We start from the raw sequence: 26,333 nt of genomic DNA on the forward strand, positions 1-26,333 counted from the left end.
TTCGTCGTGATTCCGTGGCTTGTTGTGACAGGATTATTACGACTGAATGTCACATCGATTACAGCGGAGCGATTCATGTTGCAGTGGCAGGCGCGGACAAATCCCCTCGCGTGGTGGTGGGGGTCCCTGACGCTGGTCAGTGCTGCCAACATTCTCGTCTGGTTCATGCTTTACCGCGAGTTCTACCCGACGCCTTCAGGCAGCATCAGCGGCGGCTCCGACATCGGGCTGATGTTCCTGCTCTGCGCCGGCTATGTCTTCGGCTGCGCCTTCCGCTCGTTCCTGCCGCGCGCCGACGTGCAGCGCATCTGTCTGTTCGACACCTGGCTCTCCAGCGTCTTCGTCGGCCGCACGGTCGCGACCGTGGCCGAACTGTGCTTCGCGGCGCAATGGGCGGTCATCCTGCATCAACTCGGGACCATGACGGGCGCCGAGACGGTCGTGAACATCGCGTGGGTGATCGTGCCCATCATCATCATCGCGGAGTGCTTCTCCTGGTATGCGGTGGTGACGACCAACTTCCTCTTCAACGCGATCGAGAACTCGCTGTGGGCGGTGACATTCTTCCTCGCGGGCATCGCGCTGTGCCGGCTGATGCCGGAATTCCAGGGCGTGGTGCGTTGGGCGCTGATTGCCGGCATCGTCGGTATCGCCTGCTTCCTGGCCTTCCTCGTCACCGTCGACGTGCCGATGTATCTTAGCCGCTGGCGGGCAGGGCATGAGGAGGGCAACAGGTTGCTCGGCTTCCTCGAAGGCCTGCATGACGTCTCGACCAGGTGGGTCGTGACCCACGACATCGCGCACTGGAAGGGCGAGCTGACCTGGATGTTCCTGTATTTCACCGCCGCCGTGTGGTCGAGCCTCGCCCTTTGTGCGCTCTACGCCATGGACGGCTATCTCACGCGCTATCTGGCCTGAGCGATCAGGCCTCGCCGAGATCGACCTCCGTCAAGATGCCCTGACGCAGCGCCAGCCGGACCAGCTCGATGTCGGAGCCGACACCGAGCTTGTCTTTGATCATGGAATGCAGGTTCGCCACCGTCTTGGGGCTGACATGGAGCGTCTCGGCGATCTCCTCTGTCGTGTTCTCGGCGAGCAGCAGCCGCAGCACCTCGAACTCGCGCGGCGTGAGGACGTCGGCGGCAGAGCTTTCCCCGGCAAGCCGGCTCAGCGCGAGCTCATGGTCGATGTCGGGGCTGATCGCGATCTTGCCGGCGAGCACGTCCATCACGGCGCGCACCAGCGTCTCTGGCGGACTGGTCTTGGTGACGTAGCCCCTGGCACCGGCGCGGATCGCCTGCACGGCAAAGCCGGCGTTTTCATGCATGGTGAAGACGAGGATTCTCGCGCCCTTGTCCCACTGCCTGATGCGCCTGACCGCCTCGATGCCGCCGATGCCGGGCATGCTCAAATCCATGATGACGAGGTCGGGCGCCTCCGATTTGTAAAGACGGTAGGCCTCCGCGCCATCGGCGGCTTCGGCGATGACGCGTAGTCCCGGCTGCTTCTGGAGCACGGAGCGGTAGCCCTCGCGGACGACGGAATGGTCGTCGACCAGCAGAATGGTGGCGTCGGCCGCGCTCATGCGGCGTGCTCCAGCGGCGGCCGATCGGCGGCTGCGAGCGGAATGACCACGCGCAGTGCGGAGCCGCCGTTCGGCGCGGCCTCGAAGCTCAATTGGCCGCGCAAAGCCGCGACGCGCTCGCGCATGCCGAGCAGGCCCATTCCGGATTTCGCGACGGAATCGGTCGCGCGTCCGTCATCGTCGATCGCAAGCGCGATCTCGCTCGCCCCCATCGTCAATTCCAGGCTGACTCGCGTGGCGACGGCATGCTTGGCGGCATTGGTGAGCGCCTCCTGCACGATCCGGTAGAGGCTGGCGCTGATCGTGGCCGGCAGGGTCTCGAATGCGCCGTCGAACCGGATCGAGAAGCGCGTCTCGCCGCGGCTGCGCCCGTTCCAGCCCGCAACGAGGCCTTCGAGGCTGGCGACGAGCCCGAGCTCCTCGACATCGGGCGGCCGCAGCCGGAACAATGTGCCGCGCAACGTCTCCATCATGCCGGTTGCGGTCCGTGCGATGCCGTCGCATTCGCCAAGCAGGGAAGGGCAGTCCTGCGCGGCGGTCTGGCGGGCGGAGGAGGCGAGCGCGCGGATGGCGGCGAGCGACTGGCCGAACTCGTCATGCAGCTCGCGCGCGAGATGGCGGCGCTCCTCGTCCTGGAGCGCGATCAGCTTCCGCGTCAGCTCGCTGCGCTCGGCAAGCGCGGTCTCGAGGCTTTCGGCGAGATGGTTGAAGCCGTCGCGGATCGCGGAGAGCTCGGCAAGGTCGAACGGCGGCAGCCGCGTGGTGAGATCGTTGGCGGCAATCCGCTCGAGGCCGGTGCGGATCATGCGGGTGGGGCGCAGCGCGCGTGCCAGCGCGGCGTAGACCAGCGCGCAGAGCAGCGGCAGGGCGATCGCCAGCGCGAGCATCAGGCGGCCGGCCTCGTGCCAGGCCTCCGCGGTCTGCACGGCCGGCTCGACCGAGACCACGGCCTCGCCGAGCTTCGTCCCGCGCACGATTACCGGCCGTGCCGCTTCTCGGCCGGGGTCGAACAAGCCGCGATAGAAGGCCGTGAAGGCTTGCGGCGGCGGGTTCGCCGGAACGGGCGCGCCGCTGCAGAAGCGCTGGAGGACGTCGCCGCTGGTGCCGCGGAACGCCAGGCACAGGCCGGGCGTCATCACATAAGCCGAAACGGGGTCGAGGTTGGGAAAGTCCGAGCGCGGGCTCGCAACCCACTGGATCTTGCCCTGCTGAAGCTCCAGCGTCTTGGCCACGATGGCGGCGATATCGTCGAGGCGCGCATGCGCCGCGCGGTCGGCGGTAATCAGGAAGTAGGCGGAGATAACTGCGAAGCAGGCGGCCGATATCGCGGCCACGCGCAACGTCAGACGGACTTTGAGATCGAACCTCGGACGGTTCCACATCGGCGGGCACCTGGTGCGAACGGGTTGTCGCGCCCGCATTAAACGGCAGAACGCATCCGGCGCAAAGCCGCCTGGCGCCAGTGCGGTGCACCGTCGTGAAATTTTCCCGGCCATCGCCGGGACCGGCACCGCTGCATGGCCTGATTGCGCCGTCCAGATTGGCGCGCCGCTCCGTCATACGAGGCACATTATGCACCTGCGCCGGTTGATCTTGTCTGCTTGTCTCCTCCTCCTTCTCCCGGCGTCTCACGCGCCGGCCGGCGCCGAGACCGCCATCGGCATCGCCATGGACGATTTCAGTTATACCGATACGTCGGCTGAACCCGCCAACCAGACCGCCGCCCACGAGCGACGGCTGGCGGCCTTTATGGCCGCGCTCCGGCAAGATATCGGCGGAGATCGGCACTACCGGCTGGTGCCGTCGGGCCAGGACGGCGCGGCGTTCAAGGTGATCGGCGGCATCCAGAAGACGAGCACGCTGGTGCAATGGGCCAAGATCGCCGTGATCGACGTCGGCGCCAGGAAGGTCGTGATGGACAAGCTCTACACCTTCCGCGGCGACAATGATGAATCATGGGAGCGTGCCGAGATCTTCGTGTCGCGCGAGATCATGGCCGCACTCGCTACGCCCGCGCCGATTGCAATGGCCGTCTTCGATTTCGAGCTGGAGGATACGACCGCCGCTTCGGCTGGCGCGTCGGCCACATCGGATGCGTCATATCTGGCCGAGGTCACAGGCAGCGTGCGCGAGGCGCTGGGTCGATCCGGCCGTTACCGCATCGTCGATGTCGGCGGCGGGGCACTGAAGGCGCGTACGTTGCGCGACTGCGACGGCTGCGAGGCGGCGATTGCACAGAAGCTCGGCGCGGACCAGTCGCTGATCGGGGTAGTGCGGCGGGTCAGCCGCACCGAATATACGCTGGGCTTCCAGGTGCGCGATGCCAGGACCGGCGCGGTGCTGGCACGCGGCGACAGCGGCCTGCGCCTGGGCGCGGACTATTCGTGGAAACGGGGCGCGGTGCGGTTGGTCAGCGACCGGTTGATCGAGAACCAATAGCAGCGGCCTCGCTCAGAACGTCAGCTGCACCTTCATCGACTGCGAGCGGTCGCTGGCGAGCTCGAACGCCGCGACCGCGTTCTCGAACGGCATGGTCGCCGTGATCAGCGGTTTCACGTCGATCAGGCCGTCACCCATCAGCCGCACCGCCAGCTCGAACTCGGGATCGAAGCGGAAGGTGCCGCGGAGCTGCAATTCCTTGGCGACGATGGAGTTGATCGGTAGCGTCATCTCGCCGCCGAGGCCGAGCTGCACCAGTGTGGCACCGGGCCTGAGCACATCGAGCGCGGTGCGGAGTGCGGCCTGGTTGCCCGAGGCTTCGAACAGCGTGTCGAACACACCTTTGCCGGTGCGCCAGGGATCAAGCGCTGCGGCGTTGGCCGCGACATTGATGGCGTGAGTGGCGCCGAGCTTTCTGGCGACCGCAAGCGGCGCGTCGGCGACATCGGTGACGACGATCTCGGCGGCGCCGCCGAAGCGCGAGACCAAAATCATCAGCGCGCCGATCGGGCCGCATCCGGTGATCAGCACGCGCTTGCCGAGCAGGGGCCCCGCCTGCTTGCCGGCATGCAGGCACACCGCGAGCGGTTCGGCGACCGCGGCTTCCGCCAGCGACAGCTTGTCGGCGATCGGAACGGCCTGCGCCGCATCGACCGTGATGAATTCGCGAAAGCCGCCCTGCACATGGGGAAAGCGCATGGCGCTGCCGAGGAAGCGCATGTCCAGGCACTGGTTGCGCATACCCTCCTGGCAATGCAGGCAGCGGCCGCACGGCTTGCTCGGATTGACGGCGACGCGGGTGCCCGGCTTCACATTCGTGACGCCGTCACCGACGGCTGCGACCACGCCGGCGATCTCGTGCCCCAGCGCCATCGGCTGCTGGATGCGCACGACACCGAAGCCGCCGTGATGATAGTAGTGCAGATCGGACCCGCAGATGCCGCCGTTCGCGATCTTGACGCGGACTTCACCCGGACCGGGCGCAGCATCCGGATAGAGATCGATCCGCAGATCTTTCGGTGCGTGAATGACGACGGCGCGCATGGTCGGCTCCCTCAGCGTTTCGCGGCTCACATCGCGGCGATCATGCCGCCATCGACATAGATGATCTGGCCGTTGACATAGGTCGAAGCCTCCGACGCCAGGAAGATCGCAGCGCCCACCAGCTCGTCCGGTCGGCCCCAGCGCTTGGAGGGAACGCGGCCCATCAGCCAGTTGTTGAAGTCGGTGTTGTTGACCAGCGCCTCGTTCATGTCGGTCAACATATAGCCGGGGCCGATCGCGTTGGCCTGGATGCCATGCTGGGCCCATTCCACCGCCATCGAGCGGGTCAGGTTCTTGATGCCGCCCTTGGCTGCGGTGTAGGGCGCAATCGTGGGACGCGCGAGCTCGCTGCCGAGCGAGCCGATATTGATGATCTTGCCGTGCTTGCGCGGGATCATGCGTTTGGCCGCCTCGCGACCGATCACGAAGGCGCTGGTGAGGTTGGTCTCGATCACCTTGCGCCACTCGTCGGTGGTGAACTCCACCAGCGGCTTGCGGTGCTGGATGCCGGCATTGTTGACGAGGATGTCGACCGCGATGCCCCTCTTGTCGAAGTCGTTGAAGGCGGCGACGATCGCGGGCTCGTCGGTGACGTTGAACGCGGCGCCTTCGGCCTGATGCCCGGCGGCGCGAAACTCGGCGACGGCCTGCTCGACGCGCTTGGGATCGACGCCGTTGACGATGATCCTGGCGCCGGCCTTGGCCATGCCCTCGGCGATGGCGCGGCCGAGGCCGCGGGAGGAGCCGGTCACGAGCGCGGTGCGGCCGGAAAGGTCGAAGAGGGCGGTGCTCATCTCAAGAATCCTCAGACGTTGGAACGGCGCACGGTCAAATCGGAGCGGTCGAATACGGCGGGCAGAAGGTCGACGCCGAGGCCGGGGCCTTCCATCGGATAGACAAAACCGTCCTTGATCGTAGGCATGGTGGTCACGAGTTCATTGTACCAGCCCTTGTAGAAGGCGCGCACCGATTCCTGGATCAGCGTGTTGGGCTGGCTGAACGACATGTGGATGGCGGCGATGAAGCCGATCGGGCCGATGCAGTCGTGGGGCGCGAAGGGCCGGTGATAGGTCTCGGCCATCGCCGCGATCTTGCGGCCTTCGGTGAGGCCGCCGGTCCAGCACAGATCCGCCATCACCACGTGCATGGCGTCGCGGTCGAGCATGTCCTTGTAGGGGAAGCGCGAGCCCAGCGTCTCGCTGGCGCAGACCCAGACGTCGGTGCAGCGGGCGTATTCGGCCAGCGCCTGCGGCGAGTTCATCCGGATCGGGTCTTCGTACCAGGTCGGCTTGTAGGGCTCGAGCGCGCGCGCGATCTGTTTGGCGGTCGGCAGGTTCCAGAGCGAGTGAAGCTCGACCATGATCTCCATCTTGTCGCCGACGGCTTTTCGGATCTTCTCGAACGGCTCGATCGCCTGCTTCATCTGCGCGGCCGAGATGTAGAGACCCTTGTTCTCCTGGGCCGCCGGATCGAACGGCCAGATCTTCATGGCGGAGATGCCGCTCTCCAGCAGGTTTTCGGCGAGCGCATCGGCGTTGTTCATGAAGCCGTCGAGGTCTTCGTAGGGACCCTTGGAGCCACCGAGATTCCAATTCGCGACCGGGCTGATATTGGTCGAGCGGACATATTGGGTGCCGGCGCAGGTGTTGTAGATGCGCTGCTTGTCGCGGCAGAGGCCGCCGAGCATCTGGTGTACCGGCTGATTGCAGACCTTGCCGAACAGGTCCCATAGCGCGATGTCGATTGCCGAAGCCGCGCGATATTCGACGCCGGTGGACGACTGCGCCATCGGCAGGTTCAGCATGTCGCGATGGATCGCCTCGATGTGCAGCGGATTGCGGCCGAGCAGGCGGCCGGCAAAGGTGTCGTGGATCTGGGCTTCGACTGCACCGGCGCCGTAGAAGGTTTCACCGAGACCGATCATGCCGGTGTCGGTGTGGACGCGCACCCAGATGACGTTGGAGAATTCTTCGGTGCGCAGCGTCTCGATCGACGTGATCTTCACGGCAATACTCCTCCCATCGCAGGCGCGCGCAGCGCCGTCTTGTTGTCATTCTGCACCGCAGCATGGTGCGGGCACGGGCGGAGTCTTACGCCCGCTTGTAATATATCACAACATGTTTTAGGGATATCACCAACAAGGCGCCGCTCTGCAACGACGGCGCGGGCTGAGGGGAGAGACGACATGGCAACGCGCAAGCGCGCGCTCGAGGTGGTGAGGAACGACGACGGCGAGGGCAAGCCCTCCCGGCGCAACCGTCTCAACTTCTTCGAGCTCGCCTATCAGAGGATCGAAGAGCTGCTCGTCCATTGCGAGCTCAAGCCCGGCCAGTTCATGACGATGCTGGAATTGCAGCACATCACCGGCTTCGGCCGTACGCCGGTTCATCACGCCGTCAATCGTCTCTCCGCCGATACGTTGATCATCATCCGTCCGCGCCACGGTCTGCGCATCGCGCCGATCGATCTGGCACGCGAGCGCATGCTGCTGGCCTTGCGCCGCGACATGGAGCGCTTCGTGATCCGACTCGCGGCCGATCGCGCCAGCCTCTCGCATCGCAATCAGGCGCTGCATATCGAGCGACTCTTGCGCGAACGCCGCGCCACTCTGACCCTCGATGAGTTCAATCATATCGACCGTCGCATCGACGCGCTGGTACTGGAGGCGGCAGGCGAGCCGTTTCTGGTGCACACGCTGCGGCCGTTGCACACGCTGTACCGGCGCATCGGCTACATCCACCACCGGTTCATGCCGGGACAGGCCGAGCTGTCAGGAACAATCGACCATCATCTGGCTATTCTTAATGCGGTTGCCAATCGTCGTGTCGAGGATGGGGTGAAGGCGAGCGATGCACTGATCGACTACATGGGCGAGATGTTCACCGGCATGGAGGTCGGGATCGACCCGCGCCTGCTCGATTGCAGCATCGAGCCGCTGCTTGGCACGTAGAGCATGATCCGGAAAAGTGTGTAGCGGTTTTCCGAAGAGATCATGCTCAAACAATGAAGCCAAAGCGCGTTGACGATCCTGATCTCATCGCGCTTTAGAGAGTTTTGAAGAGAGGACCAAAGATGTCGACGATGGCGATGCCACAACCGACCGCGAGCGAAGCCGCGGTCCGCTACCTCATCACGAACTACAGTCCCAAGGGCAACAAGGTCGGCTGGCTGATGATGGCCTCGATCCTGGTCGAAGCCTGGGACCTCTATTCGATCGCTTTCGTGCTGATCTTCATCAAGGAGCAGTTCAATCCCGATCCGCTGATGCTGGGCCTGGCCGCGGCCGGTACGCAAGGCGGCGCCATGATCGGCGCACTGCTCGGCGGCTGGCTCTCCGACAAGATCGGCCGCCGCGTCATGTTCCTGGTGACGATGGTGATGTTCATCGTGCTGGCGCTGGCGCAGGCCTTCGTCCCCAGCGTCGGCTGGCTTGTCGTGATCCGCTTCCTGCTCGGCATTCCGCTCGGTTCGGACATTTCGACCGGCTACACCTACATCATGGAATCCATGGCCAAGGGTGAGCGCGAAGTCATGGGCAACCGCTGGCAGTTCATGTTCGCGGTCGGCGAGGTCCTGACGATCGGCGTCATCGTGATCTTCCTGCTGCTCGACATTCACCACGAGACGCTGTGGCGGGTGACGCTCGGCCTCGGCGCGCTTCCGGCGCTGATCATCCTGGTGATGCGTCACGACGTGCCTGAGACGGCGGTGTGGCTGGTGCAGAAGGGACGCTACCGCGAGGCCAAGCAGGTCGCGCGCGAGATGTTCAACGACGATCTCGCCATGCTGCCGGACCATGACGTGGAGGTGCCCAAGGTCTCCACCCGCGCGTTCCTGGCCGACCTCAAGAAGGATCCGATCCGCTGGCGCGCCACGATCTACGGCTGGGTCGCCTGCTTCGCGCAAGCCAGCGAGTTCTCGACCTTCGCGTTCTACCTGCCGGTGCTCTTTGTGATGGTCGGCGTGTCGAGCGTGCTCGGCATCAATCTGGTGACGATGGCGCTGTTCTCGTTCGCCGCCGTGTCGGGCTGGGTCGGTCCGCTGCTGACGCCGAAGATCGGCCATCGCGGTATCTCGATCGCGGGCTTCTCGATCGTGCTGGTCTCGCTGCTGGTCGCGGCCTTCGCGCTCTACACCGACAACAAGATCCTGCTGCCGTTCGCGGCTGCCGCGATGCTGTGGGGCCATTATTGGGATGCGTCGAACTGCATGACGATTCCGACCATGGTCGCCAAGCCGCAATATCGCGGCACCGCCAGCGGCTTCGCCTACATGTTCGTGAAGCTGCCGTCGTTCCTGGCGATCTTCCTGTTCCCGACCGTGTTCGCTGCGATCGGGCAGGCGAATGCGACGCTGATGGTCGCGATCTTCCCGCTGATCGGATTGCTTGCCGCGATCTTCATCCTGCCGGAAGTCTACGGCTACGAGAACGACTGATCTCGCGAGTTACCTGATCGCGGCAGCCAATGCCGCGATCAGGGCTGGCGGGGTCACCAGCAGTCCGAGCTTGAGGAACGGCCAGGCGCCGACTTCGATCTTCTCCCGCCGCAGCGCCACCAGCCACAGGATGGTGGCGAGCGAACCGGTCACCGACAGATTGGGCCCGAGATCGACGCCGATCAGGATGGCGCTCACGACAGGTGCGGGCAAATGATCGCTGGCGGCGACCGAGCCTGCGACGAGGCCGACGGGTAAATTGTTGGCGATATTGTCGGCGATCGCGGTGGCGATGCCGACGCTCCAGGCCGCCTTCGTCACGGATTGCCCGACAGCTTCATGCAGCAGCGCGCTGAGCTGCCCGATCACGCCGGTCTTGATCAGCGCTTCCACCATCACGAACAGTCCGCCGACCAGCGGCAGCACGCTCCAGGAGACGCCGCGCAGCACGGGTAGCGGCGATTGCCGGCTGAGCAGCAGCACGATGGCGGCCGTCGTCACGCCGCAGAAGAAGGTCGGCAGGCCCAATTGCTTATCCAGCGCGGAGGCCGTGACCAGCACGACACCGATCGCCACGATGCCGATGGCCGTCAGCTTGCCGCCGCGGCCGAGCTTTGGATGCGGCACACTGTGCGCGATGGTCTCTTCCTTCAGGACGCGGTGTTGGGTCAGCCGCAGCACGACGTATGTCAGCAGGATCGAAGCCGCCGAGGGCAGGGCGAACAGGCGCAGCCATTCGGTGAGCTCGGGCATATGCGCCCCGAACACGACGAGATTGGCCGGGTTGGAGATCGGCAGCACGAAGCTTGCGGCGTTGGCGATGAAGGCGCAGACGAAGAGATAAGGCAGCGGCTTGGCGCCGGCGGCGCGCGTCGTGGCGTAGACGGCGGGCGTCAGCACGATCGCGGTGGCGTCGTTCGAGAGCAGGACGGTGACGAGCGTGCCGACGATATAGATCAGCAGGAACAGCCGCTGCGGCGAACCGCCGGCATATTCCACAGCGAGCGCCGCGAGATAGTCGAACAGGCCTTCGAGCCGCGCCAGCTCGGCGATCAGCATCATGCCGATCAGGAAGAGATAGACATCGACGCCTTTCCCGATGCCCGTGAGCGCATCCCGCCACGGCAGCAAGCCGAGCAGCACCAGTGCGCTGGCGCCGATGACAGCCCAGATCGCCTCCGGCAGGCGAAAGGGCCGGATGATGACACCTGCTGTCGCGGCGACGATGATGCTCCAGGCCAGGATGGCGTCAGACGGCACGGTCGATCCCTAAGATGTGTCGGTTCATTCGGCAGCGATAGCGGAAGCCAATGCCGATGTCTTCCCCCGCGGGCGCGGACGGCCATCTGCGATTTGCCGCGTCTCGGGCCGAGCTTCAGTCCACAATTTGTTCACAAGCCTGTAGGGCTGGAGGAGGCGCGAGCGCCGTCATTGCGAGGAGCGCAGCGACGAAGCAATCCAGTCTGTTCCCGCGGAAAGGTTCTGGATTGATTCGCTGCGCTCGCAATGAGGGAGTTTGTGCCAGCTTCGTGCAATCATAGCACTCACCGCGTCACCGACGGCTTTGCCGTGATCGCCTTGCGCAGGATGCGCGACAGCAATTCCACCGAATACGGCTTCTGGATCAGCTCGAAACCGCGATCGGCGTTCTCGGCGAGAACGTTACTGTAACCAGAGGTGAGCACGACGGGCAGGCCCGGATAGCGTTCGCGGATGATGCCGGCGAGCTCGACGCCGTTCATGCCGGGCATGATGACGTCCGAGAAGACGAGGTCGACCGCGAACTCGTTCTCGCCGAGGATGGCGAGCGCCGCGTTGGCGTTGGCGACGCGGCGGACGACATAGCCTAGGTCTTCCAGCAGCTCCGTGGAGAAGCGGCCGACCTCGTCGTCATCTTCCACCACGAGCACGCGATAGCCGCGCCCGGTGGCCGCGGCCTCATAGGTCAGCGCCGCGGCTTCTTGAGCTGTCGCGGGGCTATGCGCCCGCGGCAGATAGATGGTGAAGGTCGCGCCTTCACCATGCGTGCTCGTCACGGCGATGTCGCCCTCGGACTGCTTTGCGAAGCCGAAAGCCTGGCTCAGGCCGAGGCCGGTGCCCTTGCCGACCTCCTTGGTAGTGAAGAACGGCTCGAAGATCGCCTCGATGTTTTCGGGCGCGATGCCGCTGCCAGTGTCGGCAACGGAGATCGCGACATAGTCGCCGCCGCGCGCCGATTGCGTGCGCAGGTTAGGGATGCCCTGAACTTTCCGGACCGCTATGGTGAGACGGCCTTCGCCGTCCATGGCGTCGCGGGCGTTGATGGCGAGGTTGATCAGCGCGGTCTCGAATTGCGCGATATCGGCGACCGTGAAGCAGTCGCCATCGTGAACCTCCACCGCGATTTCGATGCGGCCACCGACTAGCGGCCGTACCAGTTGCGCGACGCCTTCGACCTGGCTGCCGACGTTGAATATCTGCGGTTTCAGCGGCTGCCGGCGCGCAAACGCCAGCAACTGGGCGGTCAGCTTGGAGGCACGTTCGACGGTGTCGGAGATAGCATCGACATAGCGGCGGCGGCGCTCCTCCGGCAGCTCGCGGCGGCGCAGGAAATCGGTAGCCGAGCGGATGATGGTGAGCAAATTGTTGAAGTCGTGCGCGACGCCGCCGGTGAGCTGGCCGATCGCCTCCATCTTCTGCGATTGCCGCAACGCTTCCTCGCCGCGGCGGCGCTCGGTGATGTCGACAGCCTCGGGCACTGCGCCGGTGATGTTGCCATGGCGGTCGAGCACCGGGCGCATGCCGAACTCGAAATCGCGCTCGCCGATGGGAAGGCGCAGGCGCATCTCCAGCCGCACGGCTTCGCCCTTGAGCACGGTGTCGAAGGCCTCGCGCACCCGCGCGCTCATGCCCTCCGTCGTGCTGAACCAGGGCGTCTGCCACAACGGCTTTCCAATCACGTCCGCAGAACTCGCCTTGATGGCGTCGAGCACGGTCGTGTTGGCGTAAAGCAGCTCGCCCCTGAGATTGACAAGACCCTGGTACTGGTTGCTTGTCTCCAGGATCGCGCGCAGCCGCGCCTCGTTGGATTCGAGCTCGGCGGTGCGCTCGGCGATGCGTTCTTCCAGCGTCTCGTTGAGCTGCCGCAGCTCGATCTCGGCCTGCTTGGCCACCGTGATGTCATGGGCAACACCGATGAAGCCGATATGCCTGCCGGTCGGATCCCAGCGCGGCTGCGATTCCGAACGTAGCCAGCGCCATTCGCCGTCGGCATTCTTGTAGCGGGCTTCCAGCACGAACGGTTTGAGCGATGCTTCGCCCTGAACGGATTGCTGCAGCACATGCGGCAGGTCGTCCGGATGCAGCACCTTGCGCCAGTCGAAGGAGATGGCCTGGTCGTAAGGCAGGCCGACGAAATCGACATAGGCTTGGTTGGCGAAGGACCGTGTGCGGTCGAGTTTGGTGACCCAGATCGGCACCGGCGCGCTGTCGGCGATCAGCCGGAAGCGCTCCTCGCTCTCGCGCAGGGTCTCGCGCACCAGCATCTGGTCGGTGACGTCAATATGGGCGCCCATGAGGCGCAGGGCGCGGCCGCCACCGTCGCGCTCGATCTTGGCAACGACGCGGATCCAGCGGGTCTCGCCGTCGCTGGGGCGGATGATGCGGTATTCGGCGGTGTAGTCCTCGCTGCAGCCGGACAGCGCATCGATGAAGTGCTTCACCGTAGCGTCGCGGTCGTCGGGATGAATGCGATTGATCCAGTCCTCGTGCGACTCGTCGGCGGCTTCCGGCGGCAGGCCGTGGAGCATCAGATATTCCGGCGAACGGCGGTTCTTGAAGCCTTCGCGGAAGTCGACCTCGAGACCGCCGACCTTGCCGATGCGCTGGATGCGCGCAAGCTCGGCTTCGCGTTCCTGGAGCGCGCGATAGGCGTTGTCGCGCTCGCGCGCGACGTCTTCCAGGTGCTGGCGCAGCCTTTCGGCGGCGATGGTCTCGGGCAAAGGATCGTTCAAGGCATTGGCCGGGGTGATGCGAGAGCGCACGTGGCAGACGGATATTCACACAGACGAAGCGTGATGGCCATTGCCCAAAGGGTATATGGAAAGAAAGACGTCGCCGAATGCAGTGTGGTGGGCATGAAAGAACGCCGGGTCTGGCTATTTGTTCCGAACCTTGGAACGATGAGCCCTCCGCGCGCGTATCCGCGAGGCGCCACAACTTTCACTCATAAAGACTCGCTTTCCGAAGAGGCTAAATCTTGAAGCTTTTTGTCTGCCAGGCCTGCGGCAACGTCATCTATTTTGAGAACCGCGCCTGCGAGCGCTGCGGCCACCGCGTCGCGTTCCTGCCGGAGAAGGAGACGATGTCGGCGATCGAGCCCGACGGAGAGGCCTGGAAGACGCTGGCGACCAAGGGCGAAAGTCGCATGCTGTGCAGCAATGCCGAGCATGATGCCTGCAACTGGCTGACGGACGCGGGCGACACCACCGGCTATTGCCGCGCCTGCCGCCATAACGGCGTCGTGCCGGACCTGTCGGATCAGGCGCAACTCGCTGGCTGGCGCGAGCTGGAGATGGCGAAGCACCGGCTGTTCTATTCCCTGATCCGCTGGAAGCTGCCGCTCCAGACCCGGCAGGACAATCCCGAACATGGCCTGATCTTCAATTTCCTCGCCGACGATCCGCAGAGCGGGCAGAAGGTCCTGACCGGCCACGACAACGGCCTGATCACGATCGCGCTGACCGAGGCCGACGACATCGAGCGCGAGCGGCGCAGGCTGGAGATGGGCGAGCCCTACCGGACGCTGCTCGGGCATTTCCGCCACGAGGTCGGGCACTATTTCTGGGACGTGCTGGTGCGCGACGGCGGCAAGCTGGACGAATGCCGCGCCGTGTTCGGCGACGATTCCGCCGATTATGGCCAGGCCTTGCAGCGCCACTATGCCGAAGGCGCCCCGCCGGACTGGCAGCAGAACTACGTCTCAGCCTACGCGACCACGCACCCCTGGGAAGATTTCGCCGAAACCTGGGCGCACTATCTTCACATCGTCGACACCCTGGAGATGGCCAGCGAGTTCGGCATGGAGGTGCGCCCCAAGGTCGACCGCGACGGGGAGTTGACGACGCGCATCCGATTCAACCCTTACGAGGCGAGGGACGTCGAGGCGATCGTCAGCGCATGGCTGCCCTTCACCTTCGCCATGAACAGCGTCAACCGCGCCATGGGCATGCGCGACCTCTATCCGTTCATTCTCTCGCCGGTCGTCGTCGCGAAGCTCGGCTTCATTCACGGCCTGGTCCGGAATGTGGGCAAGGCCGGGAAGCCGTAGGCCACCCAGGGGCCTGCCAGGCCCGTTTCGGTCTTGCTTTGGTCTTGCGCTGGTACGCCAGAGGGGCCGGATTTTGACCGTTGCCTCCCGCCTATTTTGATGTACCACGGGAGCCACACGGCCCGTCCCATAGGCTCCAACGGCCAGGGAAGGGTCCCGCCCAAGGTCGAGACTCAAGAAAAGCATGTTCAAACGCATTCTGATCGCCAATCGCGGCGAAATCGCCTGCCGGGTCATCAAGACCGCTCGCCGTATGGGAGTTCAAACGGTCGCAGTCTATTCCGAGGCCGACCGCGACGCCCTCCATGTCGAGATGGCCGACGAGGCCGTGCTGATCGGGCCGCCAGCTGCGGCCGAGAGCTATCTGGTGATCGAGAAGATCGTGGAGGCCTGCCGCAAGACGGGCGCCGAGGCCGTGCATCCCGGTTACGGCTTCCTGTCCGAGCGCGAGGCGTTTCCGCGCGCGCTGGAGGCGGCCGGCATCGTCTTCATCGGTCCCAACCCGGGCGCGATCGCAGCGATGGGCGACAAGATCGAATCCAAGAAGGCCGCCGCGAAGGCAAAAGTCTCGACCGTGCCCGGCTATCTCGGCGTCATCGAGGACGCCACGCACGCGGTCAAGATCGCCGACGAGATCGGTTATCCCGTGATGATCAAGGCCTCCGCCGGCGGCGGCGGCAAGGGCATGCGCATCGCGCATTCGACCTCCGAGGTCGCAGAGGGTTTCAACCTCGCCAAGGCCGAGGCCAAGGCCTCATTCGGCGACGACCGGGTCTTCATCGAGAAGTTCATCGTCGACCCCCGCCACATCGAGATTCAGCTGCTGGGCGACAAGCACGGCAACGTGATCTATCTCGGCGAGCGCGAATGCTCGATCCAGCGCCGCAACCAGAAGGTCATCGAGGAAGCGCCGTCGCCGCTGCTCGACGAAGCCACCCGCCGCAAGATGGGCGAGCAGGCGGTCGCACTCGCCAAGGCGGTGAATTACGACTCCGCTGGCACCGTCGAATTCGTCGCCGGGCAGGACAAGAGCTTCTACTTCCTGGAGATGAACACGCGCCTCCAGGTCGAGCATCCGGTCACCGAGCTTGTCACCGGCGTCGACCTCGTCGAGCAGATGCTCCGCGTCGCCGCCGGCGAGAAGCTCGCGATCACGCAGAAGGACGTCACGCTGACCGGCTGGGCAGTGGAGTCGCGCCTCTACGCCGAGGACCCGTTCCGCAACTTCCTGCCCTCGATCGGGCGCCTGGTGAAATACCGTCCGCCGGCGGAAGCGAGCCAGGACGGCATCACCGTGCGCAACGACACCGGCGTGCAGGAGGGCGGCGAGATCTCGATCCATTACGATCCGATGATCGCCAAGCTCGTCACCCACGCGCCGTCGCGCGCGGCCGCGATCGAGGCGCAGGCCACCGCGCTGGACTCGTTCTATGTGGACGGCATCCGCCACAACATCCCGTTCCTGTCGGCGCTGATGCATCATCCGCGCTGGCGCGAAGGCCGGCTCTCCACCGGCTTCATCGCCGAGGAATTCCCCAAGGGCTTTACCGTGCGCGTGCCGGAAGGCGAGATCGCACGGCGGCTTGCCGCGGTCGGCGCCGCCATCGATCACGTGCTGGGCGAGCGCAAGCGGCAGATCTCGGGTCAGATGGGCGGCCGCATCGTGCAACGCGAGCGTCGCCGAGCGGTCTGGCTCGAGCGCCAGGAGATCCTGCTGGAGATCGCGCGCGAGGGCGAGGCGGTCGCGGTGCGTTTCCTCGATGCCGACGGCAAGGCCGGCAATGCGCATCTGTTGCAGTCGCCGTGGAAGCCGGGCGATCCGGTCTGGCAGGGCACCATCGACGGGCACGTCGTCGCGGTGCAGGTACGCCCGATCGCGAACGGCATCCGCCTCGCGCATCAGGGCGTCGAGGTGCCGGTCTATGTCTGGACCGAAGCTGAAGCTGCCTCGGCGCGGCTGATGCCGGTGACCACGGCTGCCGACACCGGCAAGAAGCTGCTTTGTCCGATGCCCGGCCTCGTGGTCTCGATCGCGGTGACGGAAGGGCAGGAGGTCAAGGCCGGCGAGACGCTCGCGGTGGTCGAAGCCATGAAGATGCAGAACGTGCTCCGCGCCGAGCAGGACGGCACCGTGAAGAAAGTCCACGCCAGCGCCGGCGCGACTCTGGCGGTGGATGCGCTGATTCTGGAGTTTGCTTAGGGTTTGGGTGGGACTCTTGCGAGGGGTCCACTGACTTCGTCATTGCGAGCGCAGCGAAGCAATCCAGACTGCCGCCGCTGAAAGATTCTGGATTGCTTCGCTGCGCTCGCAATGACGGTGTATGTTGCGGCTGCGTCGCAACAGTTGAGAGGGCACCATGGCCTTTCGTTCCCGCCGCGAAAAACTGCGCTCGATCCTGTCGGGCGGGACTTGCGTCCATCCCGGCTCGGTCTACGACGCCATCTCGATCCGCATCGCCGAGGATCTCGGTTTCCCGCTCGGCATGTTCGGCGGCTCGGTGGCTTCACTCGCGGTGCTCGGCGACCCCGACATCACGCTGATCACGCTCACCGAGCTTGCCGAGCAGATGCGGCGGATGTCGCGTGCGGCGGCCCTTCCGGTGCTGGTCGATGCCGATCACGGTTATGGCAACGCGCTCAACGTGCGCCGCACGGTGCAGGAGCTGGAAACGGCGGGTGCCGCCGGCCTCACCATCGAGGACACGCTGCTGCCGGCTGGCTTCGGCGAAGCGAAGACCCAGCTGATCTCGCTGGAGGAGGGCGTCGGCAAGATGAAGGCGGCGCTTGACGGCCGCGGCGATCCTTCGCTCGTCATCATGGGCCGCACCGGTGCGGCCTCGATCACCTCGATCGAGGACGCGACCCGCCGCGCCAGAGCTTATGAGGCCGCCGGCGTCGATGCGCTGTTCTTCACCGGCATCAAGTCGCGCGCCGAGCTCGAAGCCATCGCATCCGCGACGCGCCTGCCGATCGTGCTCGGCGGCGCGCCGGAGGAGTTGAACGTGCTCGAATACCTCGCTGGCCAGCGCGTGCGCATCGCGCTTCAGGGCCACGCGCCGATCGCGGCCGCAACGCAGGCCGTCTACGAGACGCAGAAGGCGCTGCGCGACGGCACTGCGCCGAAGAATCTCAAAGGCCTGCCGTCGTCGGACTTGACCAGCCGCGTCACGCGCGAGGCCGACGTCAAGGCGCGCAGCGCCCTTGTCCTCGGACTGAAACAATGAGCCGGGCGATCCTCCAGGTCATGATCCGCGGCCGCGTACAGGGCGTCGGCTATCGAGCCTGGCTCGAGCATCAGGCGACGACGTGCGGTCTCGAAGGCTGGGTCCGCAACCGCCGCGACGGCAGCGTCGAAGCGCTGTTCGCGGGGCCGCCAAAGCACGTCGCCGACATGGTTGCGCTGTGCCGCCACGGCCCGCCGTCCTCGCGCGTCGACAGCGTCACCAGCGAGACGGCCGACGTCGATGAGCTGAACTTGCGCCGGGCAGGCGAGGCGTTTTCGGTGTTGCCGACGGTGTAGCTAAAGAATCACCGCGGCAGCTTGGCTATCGCTTCGCTCAATTCGTGGATCTCGTAGGGCTTGCGCAGGATCGGGAAATCGCCGCGCACGCCTGCGGCGACTTCGCTGTAGCCGGTGGCGAGCAGGATCGGCAGGCCGGGGCGGATCTGGCGAAGGTGATGGGCGAGGCTGAGCCCGTCCATCTTGCCGGGCATGACGATATCCGAGAACACGAAATCGACGCCGTTCTTCTCGATCTCGCTCAAGGCGGCTTCGGCGTCCGCGACCCGGCGCACCTGATAGCCGAGCTGCTCCAGAAGACCGATGCTGACGGCGGCGACGTCCGGATTGTCCTCGACCAGCAGCACCGTGCCGCTGCCTTGGAATGCCGGTTCTCCCGCCGCTTCGCGCGATGGTTCGTCTTCTCCGCGGGGCAGGAGGATGGTGAACGTCGTGCCCTTGCCGAGCGCGCTCGCGACCCGGATCGTGCCGCCGGCCTGATGGGCGAAGCCGTGCACCTGGGAGAGACCGAGGCCGGTGCCCTTTCCGATCGGCTTGGTCGTGAAGAACGGCTCGAAGATCTTGTCGAGAACGTCGGAGGGAATGCCGAGGCCGGTATCGGTGACGTCGATCGCGATGAATTCGCCCACGAGGGGGGCCTCGTCGAGCACGAGATTGCGCGCTGCGATCGTCACCGTACCTCCGTCGGGCATCGCGTCACGGGCATTGATGACGAGGTTGAGCAGGGCGGTCTCGAGCTCGGAAACGTCGGTCCTGATTGGCCAGACGTCGCCGCTGACGTCGAAAGCCAGGCGCACGGAGCTGCCGACGCCGGCATCGAGCACCTCGCGGATCGCCGCGATGCGATCGGCGAAGTCGATCGCCTGCGGATTGACGCTCTGCCGCCGTGCGAAGGTGAGGAGCTGGTTGGTCAGCGCGGCGCCACGCCTGGTGGCGGTCTCGATGGCCGAGATCGCGCGCTGAAGCTTGGCTTCGTCGTCGGCCCCTCGCTTCAGCATGTGGAGGCTGCCGCTGATGATCATCAGGAGGTTATTGAAATCGTGGGCGACCCCGCCGGTGAGTTGGCCGAGCGCGTCGAATTTCTGCGATTCGGCGAGCTGCTTCTGCATCGCCTCGAGCTTGATCTGGGTATTGCGGCGCTCGGTGATGTCGCGGGTGATCTTGGCGAAGCCGACCAGCTTGCCGTCCTCGTAGATCGGATCGATCACGACGCTCGCCCAGAAGAAGGTGCCGTCCTTGCGGACGCGCCAGCCTTCCTCCTCGTAGCGGCCCTTGTCCCGCGCGATGCCGAGCGCACGGGCGGGCTTGCCGTTGGCGCGGTCGGTCTCGGTGTAGAAACGGGAAAAGTGCTGGCCGAGGATCTCCCCGGGCGAATAGCCCTTGATGCGCTCGCCGCCGATGTTCCAGCTGGTGATTCTCCCGGTGGGATCCAGCATGTAGAGCGCGTAGTCGGCAACTCCTTCAACTAACAGGCGGAAACTGCGTTCGCTTTCGAACAAGTCCCTCTGCTGACTAGACTTCTCGACCATTCCCGGACCCTGCCTCAACGGGGGCAAACGCCGCAGATGGCGGATTGTTCCCCGAGCTTGGAACGTTTTTAGGCAATATTGCGAGCCCGTATGCAGCACGCAAGCGAGCGGATGCTCTTGACAGTCGATCCTATCCGCCAGATATTTCTGTCATGACAGAAACACCCGGAAGAAAGAAACTCCCAGCCGCCGTCGAGCGCTTCATCCTGCATTGGGGTGACATGGGAGACGAGTGGGGCGTCAATCGCTCGGTCAGCCAGATCCACGGGCTGCTCTATCTGGCCGAGGCGCCGATGACGGCCGAGGACATCGCCGACACCCTCGGCATGGCCCGCTCCAACGTCTCCAACTCGCTGAAGGAGCTGCTTGCCTGGAACCTGATCCGGCGCGTCCCGATTCTCGGCGATCGCCGCGACCATTACGAGGCCGAGACCGACATCTGGGAAGTCGCGGCCAGGATCGCGGCGCGGCGCAAGGAGCGGGAGCTTGATCCGGCGATCACAGCGCTCAGAGCCTGCGTGTCCGATGCCGCGGACGATCCGACCATCAATCCGGTCGCGAGCAAACGGCTGAAGGAGATGCTCGCCTTCACCGAGCTCGCCGACCACTGGTTCATGCAGATGCTGAAGGTGCCGCGGCCGCGGCTGGCCGCCTTGATGCGGCTTGGTGAGAAGATCGCCAATCTGCTGCCGCTGGGCAAGGCCAAATAGGTTTGAGGAGGGTGCGATGACGTCGGCAAGATTATCAGGCTCCAACGCATCGACCTTCGCTCACACAAAACTGCTCGACGATCGCCGTTTCCGCGCGCTGCTGTCGGACGAGGATTGGGGCCGGCTGCCGCTGGCGACGTGGCGACGTTTTTCGAAACGCGTCGCCGACGGCGACAGCGTCGTCTATGTCGGTGTGGTCGACGAGATCAGCTTCAGCGACATCGGCTGGTGGTTCGCCCAAGCCGCGCGCCTGATCGGCGGTCCGCTGCCGACCGGCCGCGACACCGGCGTCCCCATCATCGTCACGGTGACCGAAGACGCCGGCGGCGGCGGCCAGACCTGGACCCGCATCTGCGCGCGCAAGCGCGGCTTTCCGCAAGTGATCCATTCCGCCAAACGTTTTGCCGGCCCGACCGGGCTGGAAGAATATGTCGGCTTCGGCGTCTCGATGGCGCTCCGCATCACGGTCGAGGACCAAGCGCTGACGTTTCGCAGCGCCGGCTACGGTCTCCAGTTTGGACGCCTGTGGATTCCGCTGCCGCGATGGCTGACGCCGGGCGATCTCACGGTGACGCACAGCGATCTCGGCGAGGGTGCCTTCCGCTTTACCCTCGATGTCATTCATCCGCGTTACGGCGCGCTGATCCACCAGTCCGCAATGTTCAGGGAGGCCGTGTCATGACACCGCTCTTGTGGACGCTCATCGCCATCCAGATCGTGATGGGCGTGTTCGACACCTTCTATCACCACGAATTCACCGAGCGCCTGGCCTGGCGTCCGTCGCAGCGTTTCGAATTGAAGCTGCACGGCATTCGCAACATGCTTTATGCGCTGCTGTTCCTCGTGCTCGGCTGGCTCGAAGTCCATGGCGCGCTGGCGCTGCTGATCGTCGCGGTGTTGGTCGCCGAGGTCGTCATCACACTGATGGATTTCGTCGAGGAGGATCTCAGCCGAAAACTGCCTCCGAGCGAGCGGATCAATCACACGCTGCTCGCGATCAATTACGGCGCCATCCTGGTGTTGCTGTTGCCGGTGCTGATCGATTGGGCCGCGCAGCCCCTCGGCGTGATGGTCGTGTATCAGGGCCTGCTCAGCATTGCCGCGACGGCGTGTGCGGTCGGCGCGGCGCTGTGCGGTGTCAGGGATTTTGCGGCGATGCGCCGGCTCAGCCGCATGAAAAGCGTTCCCGCGCATGGGCTCGTCGAAAAGCTGTCCGGCCGCAAGACGGTGCTGATATCAGGTGCCACCGGCTTCATCGGCAGCCGCCTCGCAGCGAGCCTCAGCGGAGCGGGGCATCACGTCATTGCGCTGATCCGCAATCCCGCGAAGGCGGAGATGCTGCCGCCCCCGGTCACGCTGATCACGAGCCTCGATCAGCTCGCCTCTGACGCGCCTATCGACGCTGTCGTCAATCTCGCCGGCGAGCCCATCGGCAACGGCCTGTGGACCGAGGCGAAGCGCGCGAAGATTCTCGGCTCGCGCATCGACATGACCGGCGAGATCGTCAAGCTGATCGCGCGGCTCGAACGCAAGCCCCAGGTGCTCGTCAGCGGGTCTGCGATCGGCTGGTATGGCCTGTGGGCCGACCAGGTGCTGACGGAATCGGCGAAGTCGCACGCTTGCTTCAGCCATGAGCTGTGTGCGGCCTGGGAGGCGGCGGCGCGGCCGGCGGAGGAGCTCGGCGTCCGCGTGGTCAATTTGCGCATCGGCCTCGTGCTCGGCACCGAAGGCGGCTTCGTCACGCGCATGCTGACGCCGTTCGAGTTCGGGCTCGGCGGTCCCATCGGCAACGGGCGGCAGTGGATGTCCTGGATCGAGCGCGACGATCTGATCCGGCTGATCGCCTATGTGATGGCGACGCCCGATCTCGCCGGCCCCGTCAACGCCACCGCGCCGATCCCCGTCACCAACGCAAAGTTCAGCGAGGAGCTAGGCCGTCGTCTGCATCGGCCCGCGGTGTTCCGGATTCCCGGCGGCCTGCTGCGCCGGATCGGCGGCGGTTTCGCCGACGAGCTCCTGCTCGGCGGTCAGCGCGTGCTGCCCAACAAGGCGCTGAGCCGCGGTTTTGTGTTCCGGCACGAGACGCTGCGCAGCGCGTTTGAAGCGATCTTGTAGGGCCGTGCGGCGTCAGACCGCCGCCGCACTCCGGAACGTCGCCGCCACCGCGCGCAATGCCGCGAGCTTACCGGGATCGCTGACCTTCGAATGTAGCATCACCTTCGAGCTGCCGAGTTTCGGCAGCTTGTGGGTCGGCCCGATGTCGACCAGCCCGGGGGGCGCGATCCGTCGCGCCAGCGGCGCGATTGCAAGTCCGGCGAGCGCGGCTGCAACCACGGCGGTGACGCCGCCGCCGACGAAGCGCTCACGCCATTTCAGGCCGGCCTTGTCGAGCGCGCGCACGGCGATGGCGCGGACCCCACAGGGCGGGGCGAGCGTCGCGAGCGGCAAAGGCTGCCCTTTTGGCACGGTGAAGCGTCGTGACGCGAACCAGCCGAACTCGTCCTCGGCCAGCTTCTCGCCGCCGCGCCGGCTGCCTTCCTGACGTACGATCACTGCATCCAGTCGGCCCGAATCATAGGCCTCCTGCATCTCGCGGGAGAAGCCGATGGTGACGGCGAGCGTGAGGTTCGAGGACATCGCATGCAGGCGTTCGAGCAGCGGTACCAGCTCCGGGCCCGCGGCATGGTCGGAGATGCCAAGCGAGAGCGACTGCGCGACTGAGGTCTCGCCCGATAGCGCGCGGTCATGTGCAGCGATCAGCGCGCGGGCGCGATCGAGGAACGTCGCGCCGTCTGCCGTGAGCCGGACCGCGCGCGGCGAGCGCTCGACGAGGCGCTTGCCGAGCAGCGTTTCCAGCCGTTGCAGCTTCAGACTGACCGCCGCCTGGGTCGTGCCGAGCGCTTCGGCGGTCCGCGTAAAGCTCTGGAGGTCGGCGACCAGCAGGAAGGCCTGGACAGTGGCGATGTCGAGCGTTGCTGTCATTATGATATCTTATCACTGGTATCAACAGAGATAAGATACCAAAATGTCGAGGTGGGTCTAGCTTCTCACCAACGCCGCGCAACACCTGCGCGACATCCGAGGAGAACGACCATGCCGCTGATCACCGTGTCCTACACCACCTCCCGCCAGTCGCCCTCGCTGAAGGCCGACATCGCGAGCGCCGTGTCTGAGCTCACCGCAAAAATCCTGCACAAGGATCCCGAGGTCACCGCCATCATCGTGAAGTCGGTGGAGGCGGCCGACTGGTTCGCCGGCGGCAAGTCGCTCGCAGAGCAAAAGCTCGCGAGCTACTGGATCGACATCCACGTCAGCGAAGGCACCAACACCAAGGACGAGAAGGCCGCCTATCTCGCCGCGATGTTCCAGCGCATGGCCGGGATCCTGGGCCCGCTGCATCACGAGACCTATCTGCACGTCGACGAGGTCAAGGGCGATGCCTACGGCTTTGGCGGCCTGACCCAGGAGCGGCGCTACATCGCCGGCAAGCTCGAGGTTTCGCCCGAGAAGGCGTGAGGAGGGAGGCCGCGGGTGAATAACCGCACCCGCGGCCTGAACCGGTTGGGCCTCCTGATCGTCAGCTCGCTATTCGAAACTGAACTTCGTCCTTGTTCAGGAAACAAGTCTTGTCGAACAGCTTCAGGTCGAGCGGGTTCGGCAGCCTGACATCGTCGAGGTCAGGGCAAGGCTTGAGCGAGGGATCATAGGAACGGTCGATCTGCGAGATGAAGACGACGATCAATCCCTTGTCGCGCGCGAAAGATTTCAACGCGCGCACCTGAAGGGTGAGGTCGGGATTTTCCCGCCGCTGGTCGAGCAGTTGCAGATAGTCGATCACCACGACCGTACCGCGCGGTGCTGCGGCCATCTGCTTGACGACGTAATCGGCACTGATGGCGTCGGAGCAATCGACCTCGAAGAGCTTTTCGAATTGCGCCAGGTTCACGCCGATCGCCCGGAACCGATCCAGAACGTCTTTCTCGGTGTATTCCAGCGAGAAGAACGCGGCGCGATGGCCCGACCGCATCGCCTCCACGGCAAGCTCGAGGCTCATCAGGGTCTTGCCCTGGCCGGGACGCGCGCCAACCAGCACCAGGTCACCCGGTTGGAATTGCGGGAAAAGCCGGTTGGCCGGCGTCGCTGCGGCGGCTTTCGCCGCGAGCATGCTCCATGCGGAAAAACCTTCCGTCGCGGCGATGCGGTCGAGCGCATCGTGCAGCGGAATGCCTTCCCCGCGGGACAGGCGCTTCGCTCTTCGCTTCAGATGATAGATGGGTGCAGACAGTCTCATCGCAAAAACCTCCCATTGCGAGCTGAAACGCAACCCCTCCTTATGCCTGGCGCTCGAACAGTCGGTCCGATGATCAATTCGCCCGGCATGACATCTACTTTCCCGGCGGAGGGGGGAGGCGTGGGCGACACCGAGATCAAGCGTAGCTGATTCCGGGCTTTCGGAAAATGAGGGAGACCGGAAGTTACGCCGCTGCTTCCGGCATCAGCGCCCGGGTCGGCCCGAACAGCTCCTCAAAGGCCTTACCGCGGTGTCAAAATCGACCATAGTCACGAGCCGGGTGAGTCGAACAGCGAGGCGATCGTACCGTCCTAACCTGCGGCGCTATTTCGCGGGCGAGGCCAAAAGTTCGCCGGCCCGACTGATTGACACTAAGCGCCGGCCCATCCAGCCTGCGATTGATGATTTGAGCGGTAACGCATTGCTTGGGGATAATAGGTGTGAAGATCGAGCCATCGATAGTTGTTGCGTTGGTTGCCGCTACAGCATCACTCGTCATCGCGGTGATCTCACAGTTTTTCACTCGCAGGAACCAGGTCGCCATCGAGGAGCTTCGGGATAAGATTGGCAGCGAAAAAGCCGAAAGAGACGCCAAGCGCGACTACGAATATGAGGCGCGCAAACGGCTTTACGAGCAATGTGGCCCGATCCTTTTTCAATTGGTCGAGCATTGCGAGGCGGCATATTTCAGGATCGTTGGTCTTGCCGAGACGGCGAAGTCCGGCAACCTAGAGCCCAACGATGAGGATTCGTTTTTGCGTGACGAATACTATCATACGTCCACACTCTATCGGCTCTTGGCTCCCTCCGCGACGCTCAAGTTATTGCAGCGCAGTATCACGTCTGTGGATCTGTCTTTGGATGCATTGATCTGGCGGCAGTATGCCCTCGCACGACAAGCCTTCTTTGCATTCGGCGCAGAGTTTTCGCTGGCAAAGCTCGATCCGACGCTCGACTACAATCCTTTCGACGAGGACGCGGATCAAAAGGCCAGGGCAAATCCTGAAAAATACTACCGACAAGGTCTGCCGCTCGGGGCCATCGAGGGCGCAATCGAAGCTCTTCTCATTGCGGAGGACGGCAAGATGCGTCTGCTGTCCTATTCGGAATGCGAGGCGGCCTACGCGAAGAAAGCAAGCAGTGTGCGAAAGCAGTTCGATGAGATCAGCTTCCTTATCGACGAGTTCCATCCGCGTTCACGGCCCATATTCTGGCGAATTCTCGTGACCCAAGCCTGCTTGTATCGAGGTATCTTTGAGCAGAGTGAGTTGAAACAGGAAGATTGGGGGGTAGCCAAACTCGCGGTACCCGACAGCGAGCGACCGAGGTTCGACTGGCGGTCTGAGCACGACAAGTCGGTGACCGATGCAGCTGTGTTCACTCCATTGAGCGTCGCCAAAAGCTATCTAGAAGGCCGCATGACTGCGGCCTTGAATCGGATAGCCAGGACTTGACGGCGAACGCACCGGC

General features: G+C 64.7%; 23 protein-coding genes and 1 pseudogene. 13 read left to right on the forward strand and 11 right to left on the reverse strand.

The window, feature by feature from the left end; genetic code table 11:
- Positions 1 to 75: 75 nt before the first annotated feature.
- Entirely contained in the window at positions 76 to 918 is an 843-nt protein-coding gene (locus AC0L3J_RS31945; protein WP_473349692.1) for a hypothetical protein, read from the forward strand.
- 4 nt (positions 919 to 922) lie between these two features.
- On the opposite strand, the gene AC0L3J_RS31950 is transcribed toward AC0L3J_RS31945, so the two are convergent.
- Both AC0L3J_RS31950 and AC0L3J_RS31955 read right to left on the reverse strand, forming a co-directional pair.
- On the reverse strand, positions 923 to 1,585 hold the full coding sequence (locus AC0L3J_RS31950; RefSeq protein ID WP_007611428.1) for a response regulator: 663 nt from the start codon (positions 1,583 to 1,585) through the stop codon (positions 923 to 925).
- Complete coding sequence (locus tag AC0L3J_RS31955) at positions 1,582 to 2,967, reverse strand: HAMP domain-containing sensor histidine kinase (RefSeq protein ID WP_473349693.1); 1,386 nt, start codon at positions 2,965 to 2,967, stop codon at positions 1,582 to 1,584. Before AC0L3J_RS31955 ends, AC0L3J_RS31950 begins: the two co-directional genes overlap by 4 nt.
- 190 nt (positions 2,968 to 3,157) lie before the next feature.
- Between AC0L3J_RS31955 and AC0L3J_RS31960 the strand changes: the two genes are divergently transcribed.
- Positions 3,158 to 4,024: a DUF3280 domain-containing protein gene (locus AC0L3J_RS31960; RefSeq protein ID WP_473349694.1), complete on the forward strand. Its 867-nt coding sequence runs from the start codon at positions 3,158 to 3,160 to the stop codon at positions 4,022 to 4,024.
- A 12-nt stretch (positions 4,025 to 4,036) separates the two neighbouring features.
- On the opposite strand, the gene AC0L3J_RS31965 is transcribed toward AC0L3J_RS31960, so the two are convergent.
- Genes AC0L3J_RS31965 through AC0L3J_RS31975 form a run of 3 tightly spaced genes read right to left on the reverse strand, consistent with a single transcriptional unit; the run spans position 4,037 to position 7,073 of the window.
- Positions 4,037 to 5,068, reverse strand: coding sequence for an L-idonate 5-dehydrogenase (locus AC0L3J_RS31965; RefSeq protein ID WP_473349695.1), 1,032 nt, complete (start codon positions 5,066 to 5,068; stop codon positions 4,037 to 4,039).
- Positions 5,069 to 5,094: 26 nt separating this feature from the next.
- Positions 5,095 to 5,862, reverse strand: a complete 768-nt coding sequence (locus AC0L3J_RS31970) for an SDR family oxidoreductase (RefSeq protein WP_473349696.1) — start codon at positions 5,860 to 5,862, stop codon at positions 5,095 to 5,097.
- An 11-nt stretch (positions 5,863 to 5,873) separates the two neighbouring features.
- On the reverse strand, positions 5,874 to 7,073 hold the full coding sequence (locus AC0L3J_RS31975) for a mandelate racemase/muconate lactonizing enzyme family protein (protein ID WP_007603145.1): 1,200 nt from the start codon (positions 7,071 to 7,073) through the stop codon (positions 5,874 to 5,876).
- Between the two features lie 180 nt (positions 7,074 to 7,253).
- On the opposite strand from AC0L3J_RS31975, the gene AC0L3J_RS31980 reads away from it, so the two are divergent.
- Complete coding sequence (locus AC0L3J_RS31980; protein ID WP_473349697.1) at positions 7,254 to 8,018, forward strand: GntR family transcriptional regulator; 765 nt, start codon at positions 7,254 to 7,256, stop codon at positions 8,016 to 8,018.
- 122 nt (positions 8,019 to 8,140) lie between these two features.
- Positions 8,141 to 9,505, forward strand: a complete 1,365-nt coding sequence (locus AC0L3J_RS31985) for an MFS transporter (protein ID WP_473349698.1) — start codon at positions 8,141 to 8,143, stop codon at positions 9,503 to 9,505.
- 9 nt (positions 9,506 to 9,514) lie between these two features.
- Here AC0L3J_RS31985 and AC0L3J_RS31990 read toward each other — a convergent pair whose 3' ends face one another.
- Together AC0L3J_RS31990 and AC0L3J_RS31995 are read right to left on the reverse strand one after the other, a co-directional pair.
- On the reverse strand, positions 9,515 to 10,765 hold the full coding sequence (locus AC0L3J_RS31990) for an arsenic transporter (protein ID WP_473349699.1): 1,251 nt from the start codon (positions 10,763 to 10,765) through the stop codon (positions 9,515 to 9,517).
- 284 nt (positions 10,766 to 11,049) lie between these two features.
- A complete protein-coding gene (locus AC0L3J_RS31995; RefSeq protein WP_473349700.1) occupies positions 11,050 to 13,527 on the reverse strand; it encodes a PAS domain S-box protein in 2,478 nt (825 codons plus the stop codon).
- A 215-nt stretch (positions 13,528 to 13,742) separates the two neighbouring features.
- On the opposite strand from AC0L3J_RS31995, the gene AC0L3J_RS32000 reads away from it, so the two are divergent.
- The 4 genes from AC0L3J_RS32000 (at position 13,743) to AC0L3J_RS32015 (ending at position 18,333) form a co-directional block, all read left to right on the forward strand.
- On the forward strand, positions 13,743 to 14,813 hold the full coding sequence (locus AC0L3J_RS32000) for a zinc-binding metallopeptidase family protein (RefSeq protein WP_473349701.1): 1,071 nt from the start codon (positions 13,743 to 13,745) through the stop codon (positions 14,811 to 14,813).
- Between the two features lie 184 nt (positions 14,814 to 14,997).
- Positions 14,998 to 17,013, forward strand: coding sequence for an acetyl-CoA carboxylase biotin carboxylase subunit (locus AC0L3J_RS32005; RefSeq protein WP_473349702.1), 2,016 nt, complete (start codon positions 14,998 to 15,000; stop codon positions 17,011 to 17,013).
- 157 nt (positions 17,014 to 17,170) lie between these two features.
- A complete protein-coding gene (locus AC0L3J_RS32010) occupies positions 17,171 to 18,037 on the forward strand; it encodes an isocitrate lyase/PEP mutase family protein (protein ID WP_473349703.1) in 867 nt (288 codons plus the stop codon).
- On the forward strand, positions 18,034 to 18,333 hold the full coding sequence (locus AC0L3J_RS32015) for an acylphosphatase (RefSeq protein WP_027518495.1): 300 nt from the start codon (positions 18,034 to 18,036) through the stop codon (positions 18,331 to 18,333). Before AC0L3J_RS32010 ends, AC0L3J_RS32015 begins: the two co-directional genes overlap by 4 nt.
- Before the next feature lie 8 nt (positions 18,334 to 18,341).
- Here AC0L3J_RS32015 and AC0L3J_RS32020 read toward each other — a convergent pair whose 3' ends face one another.
- Positions 18,342 to 19,862, reverse strand: coding sequence for an ATP-binding protein (locus AC0L3J_RS32020; RefSeq protein WP_473349704.1), 1,521 nt, complete (start codon positions 19,860 to 19,862; stop codon positions 18,342 to 18,344).
- A 152-nt stretch (positions 19,863 to 20,014) separates the two neighbouring features.
- Here AC0L3J_RS32020 and AC0L3J_RS32025 point away from each other — a divergent pair, with 152 nt between their 5' ends.
- Genes AC0L3J_RS32025 through AC0L3J_RS32035 form a run of 3 tightly spaced genes read left to right on the forward strand, consistent with a single transcriptional unit; the run spans position 20,015 to position 22,687 of the window.
- Positions 20,015 to 20,572, forward strand: a complete 558-nt coding sequence (locus AC0L3J_RS32025; protein WP_473349705.1) for a GbsR/MarR family transcriptional regulator — start codon at positions 20,015 to 20,017, stop codon at positions 20,570 to 20,572.
- 16 nt (positions 20,573 to 20,588) lie between these two features.
- A complete protein-coding gene (locus AC0L3J_RS32030) occupies positions 20,589 to 21,254 on the forward strand; it encodes a DUF4166 domain-containing protein (RefSeq protein WP_473349706.1) in 666 nt (221 codons plus the stop codon).
- On the forward strand, positions 21,251 to 22,687 hold the full coding sequence (locus AC0L3J_RS32035) for a TIGR01777 family oxidoreductase (RefSeq protein WP_473349707.1): 1,437 nt from the start codon (positions 21,251 to 21,253) through the stop codon (positions 22,685 to 22,687). Before AC0L3J_RS32030 ends, AC0L3J_RS32035 begins: the two co-directional genes overlap by 4 nt.
- 12 nt (positions 22,688 to 22,699) lie before the next feature.
- On the opposite strand, the gene AC0L3J_RS32040 is transcribed toward AC0L3J_RS32035, so the two are convergent.
- Entirely contained in the window at positions 22,700 to 23,554 is an 855-nt protein-coding gene (locus AC0L3J_RS32040; protein WP_473349708.1) for a LysR family transcriptional regulator, read from the reverse strand.
- 111 nt (positions 23,555 to 23,665) lie between these two features.
- Here AC0L3J_RS32040 and AC0L3J_RS32045 point away from each other — a divergent pair, with 111 nt between their 5' ends.
- The gene (locus AC0L3J_RS32045) at positions 23,666 to 24,088 is read left to right on the forward strand and encodes a tautomerase family protein (RefSeq protein ID WP_456769519.1); all 423 of its coding nucleotides are present in this window, start codon (positions 23,666 to 23,668) and stop codon (positions 24,086 to 24,088) included.
- Positions 24,089 to 24,149: 61 nt separating this feature from the next.
- Here the strand turns inward: AC0L3J_RS32045 and AC0L3J_RS32050 are convergent, their stop codons facing one another.
- Complete coding sequence (locus AC0L3J_RS32050; protein WP_473349709.1) at positions 24,150 to 24,863, reverse strand: DNA helicase; 714 nt, start codon at positions 24,861 to 24,863, stop codon at positions 24,150 to 24,152.
- 184 nt (positions 24,864 to 25,047) lie between these two features.
- Positions 25,048 to 25,154, reverse strand: a pseudogene (locus AC0L3J_RS32055) (lipoyl(octanoyl) transferase LipB); the annotation flags it as partial.
- Between the two features lie 149 nt (positions 25,155 to 25,303).
- On the opposite strand from AC0L3J_RS32055, the gene AC0L3J_RS32060 reads away from it, so the two are divergent.
- Positions 25,304 to 26,317, forward strand: coding sequence for a hypothetical protein (locus AC0L3J_RS32060; protein ID WP_456769521.1), 1,014 nt, complete (start codon positions 25,304 to 25,306; stop codon positions 26,315 to 26,317).
- Positions 26,318 to 26,333 lie beyond the last annotated feature (16 nt).

It is taken from the genome of Bradyrhizobium sp. Kon37 (genome assembly GCF_055807535.1).

Excerpts from the sequence above, each read along its gene's own strand:
- AC0L3J_RS31945 (WP_473349692.1), top strand. The coding sequence starts at position 76 with ATGTTGCAGTGGCAGGCGCGGACAAATCCCCTCGCGTGGTGGTGGGGG.
- AC0L3J_RS31950 (WP_007611428.1), bottom strand. The coding sequence starts at position 1,585 with ATGAGCGCGGCCGACGCCACCATTCTGCTGGTCGACGACCATTCCGTC.
- AC0L3J_RS31955 (WP_473349693.1), bottom strand. The coding sequence starts at position 2,967 with ATGTGGAACCGTCCGAGGTTCGATCTCAAAGTCCGTCTGACGTTGCGC.
- AC0L3J_RS31960 (WP_473349694.1), top strand. The coding sequence starts at position 3,158 with ATGCACCTGCGCCGGTTGATCTTGTCTGCTTGTCTCCTCCTCCTTCTC.
- AC0L3J_RS31965 (WP_473349695.1), bottom strand. The coding sequence starts at position 5,068 with ATGCGCGCCGTCGTCATTCACGCACCGAAAGATCTGCGGATCGATCTC.
- AC0L3J_RS31970 (WP_473349696.1), bottom strand. The coding sequence starts at position 5,862 with ATGAGCACCGCCCTCTTCGACCTTTCCGGCCGCACCGCGCTCGTGACC.
- AC0L3J_RS31980 (WP_473349697.1), top strand. The coding sequence starts at position 7,254 with ATGGCAACGCGCAAGCGCGCGCTCGAGGTGGTGAGGAACGACGACGGC.
- AC0L3J_RS31985 (WP_473349698.1), top strand. The coding sequence starts at position 8,141 with ATGTCGACGATGGCGATGCCACAACCGACCGCGAGCGAAGCCGCGGTC.
- AC0L3J_RS32005 (WP_473349702.1), top strand. The coding sequence starts at position 14,998 with ATGTTCAAACGCATTCTGATCGCCAATCGCGGCGAAATCGCCTGCCGG.
- AC0L3J_RS32010 (WP_473349703.1), top strand. The coding sequence starts at position 17,171 with ATGGCCTTTCGTTCCCGCCGCGAAAAACTGCGCTCGATCCTGTCGGGC.
- AC0L3J_RS32015 (WP_027518495.1), top strand. The coding sequence starts at position 18,034 with ATGAGCCGGGCGATCCTCCAGGTCATGATCCGCGGCCGCGTACAGGGC.
- AC0L3J_RS32020 (WP_473349704.1), bottom strand. The coding sequence starts at position 19,862 with ATGGTCGAGAAGTCTAGTCAGCAGAGGGACTTGTTCGAAAGCGAACGC.
- AC0L3J_RS32025 (WP_473349705.1), top strand. The coding sequence starts at position 20,015 with ATGACAGAAACACCCGGAAGAAAGAAACTCCCAGCCGCCGTCGAGCGC.
- AC0L3J_RS32030 (WP_473349706.1), top strand. The coding sequence starts at position 20,589 with ATGACGTCGGCAAGATTATCAGGCTCCAACGCATCGACCTTCGCTCAC.
- AC0L3J_RS32035 (WP_473349707.1), top strand. The coding sequence starts at position 21,251 with ATGACACCGCTCTTGTGGACGCTCATCGCCATCCAGATCGTGATGGGC.
- AC0L3J_RS32040 (WP_473349708.1), bottom strand. The coding sequence starts at position 23,554 with ATGACAGCAACGCTCGACATCGCCACTGTCCAGGCCTTCCTGCTGGTC.
- AC0L3J_RS32045 (WP_456769519.1), top strand. The coding sequence starts at position 23,666 with ATGCCGCTGATCACCGTGTCCTACACCACCTCCCGCCAGTCGCCCTCG.
- AC0L3J_RS32050 (WP_473349709.1), bottom strand. The coding sequence starts at position 24,863 with ATGAGACTGTCTGCACCCATCTATCATCTGAAGCGAAGAGCGAAGCGC.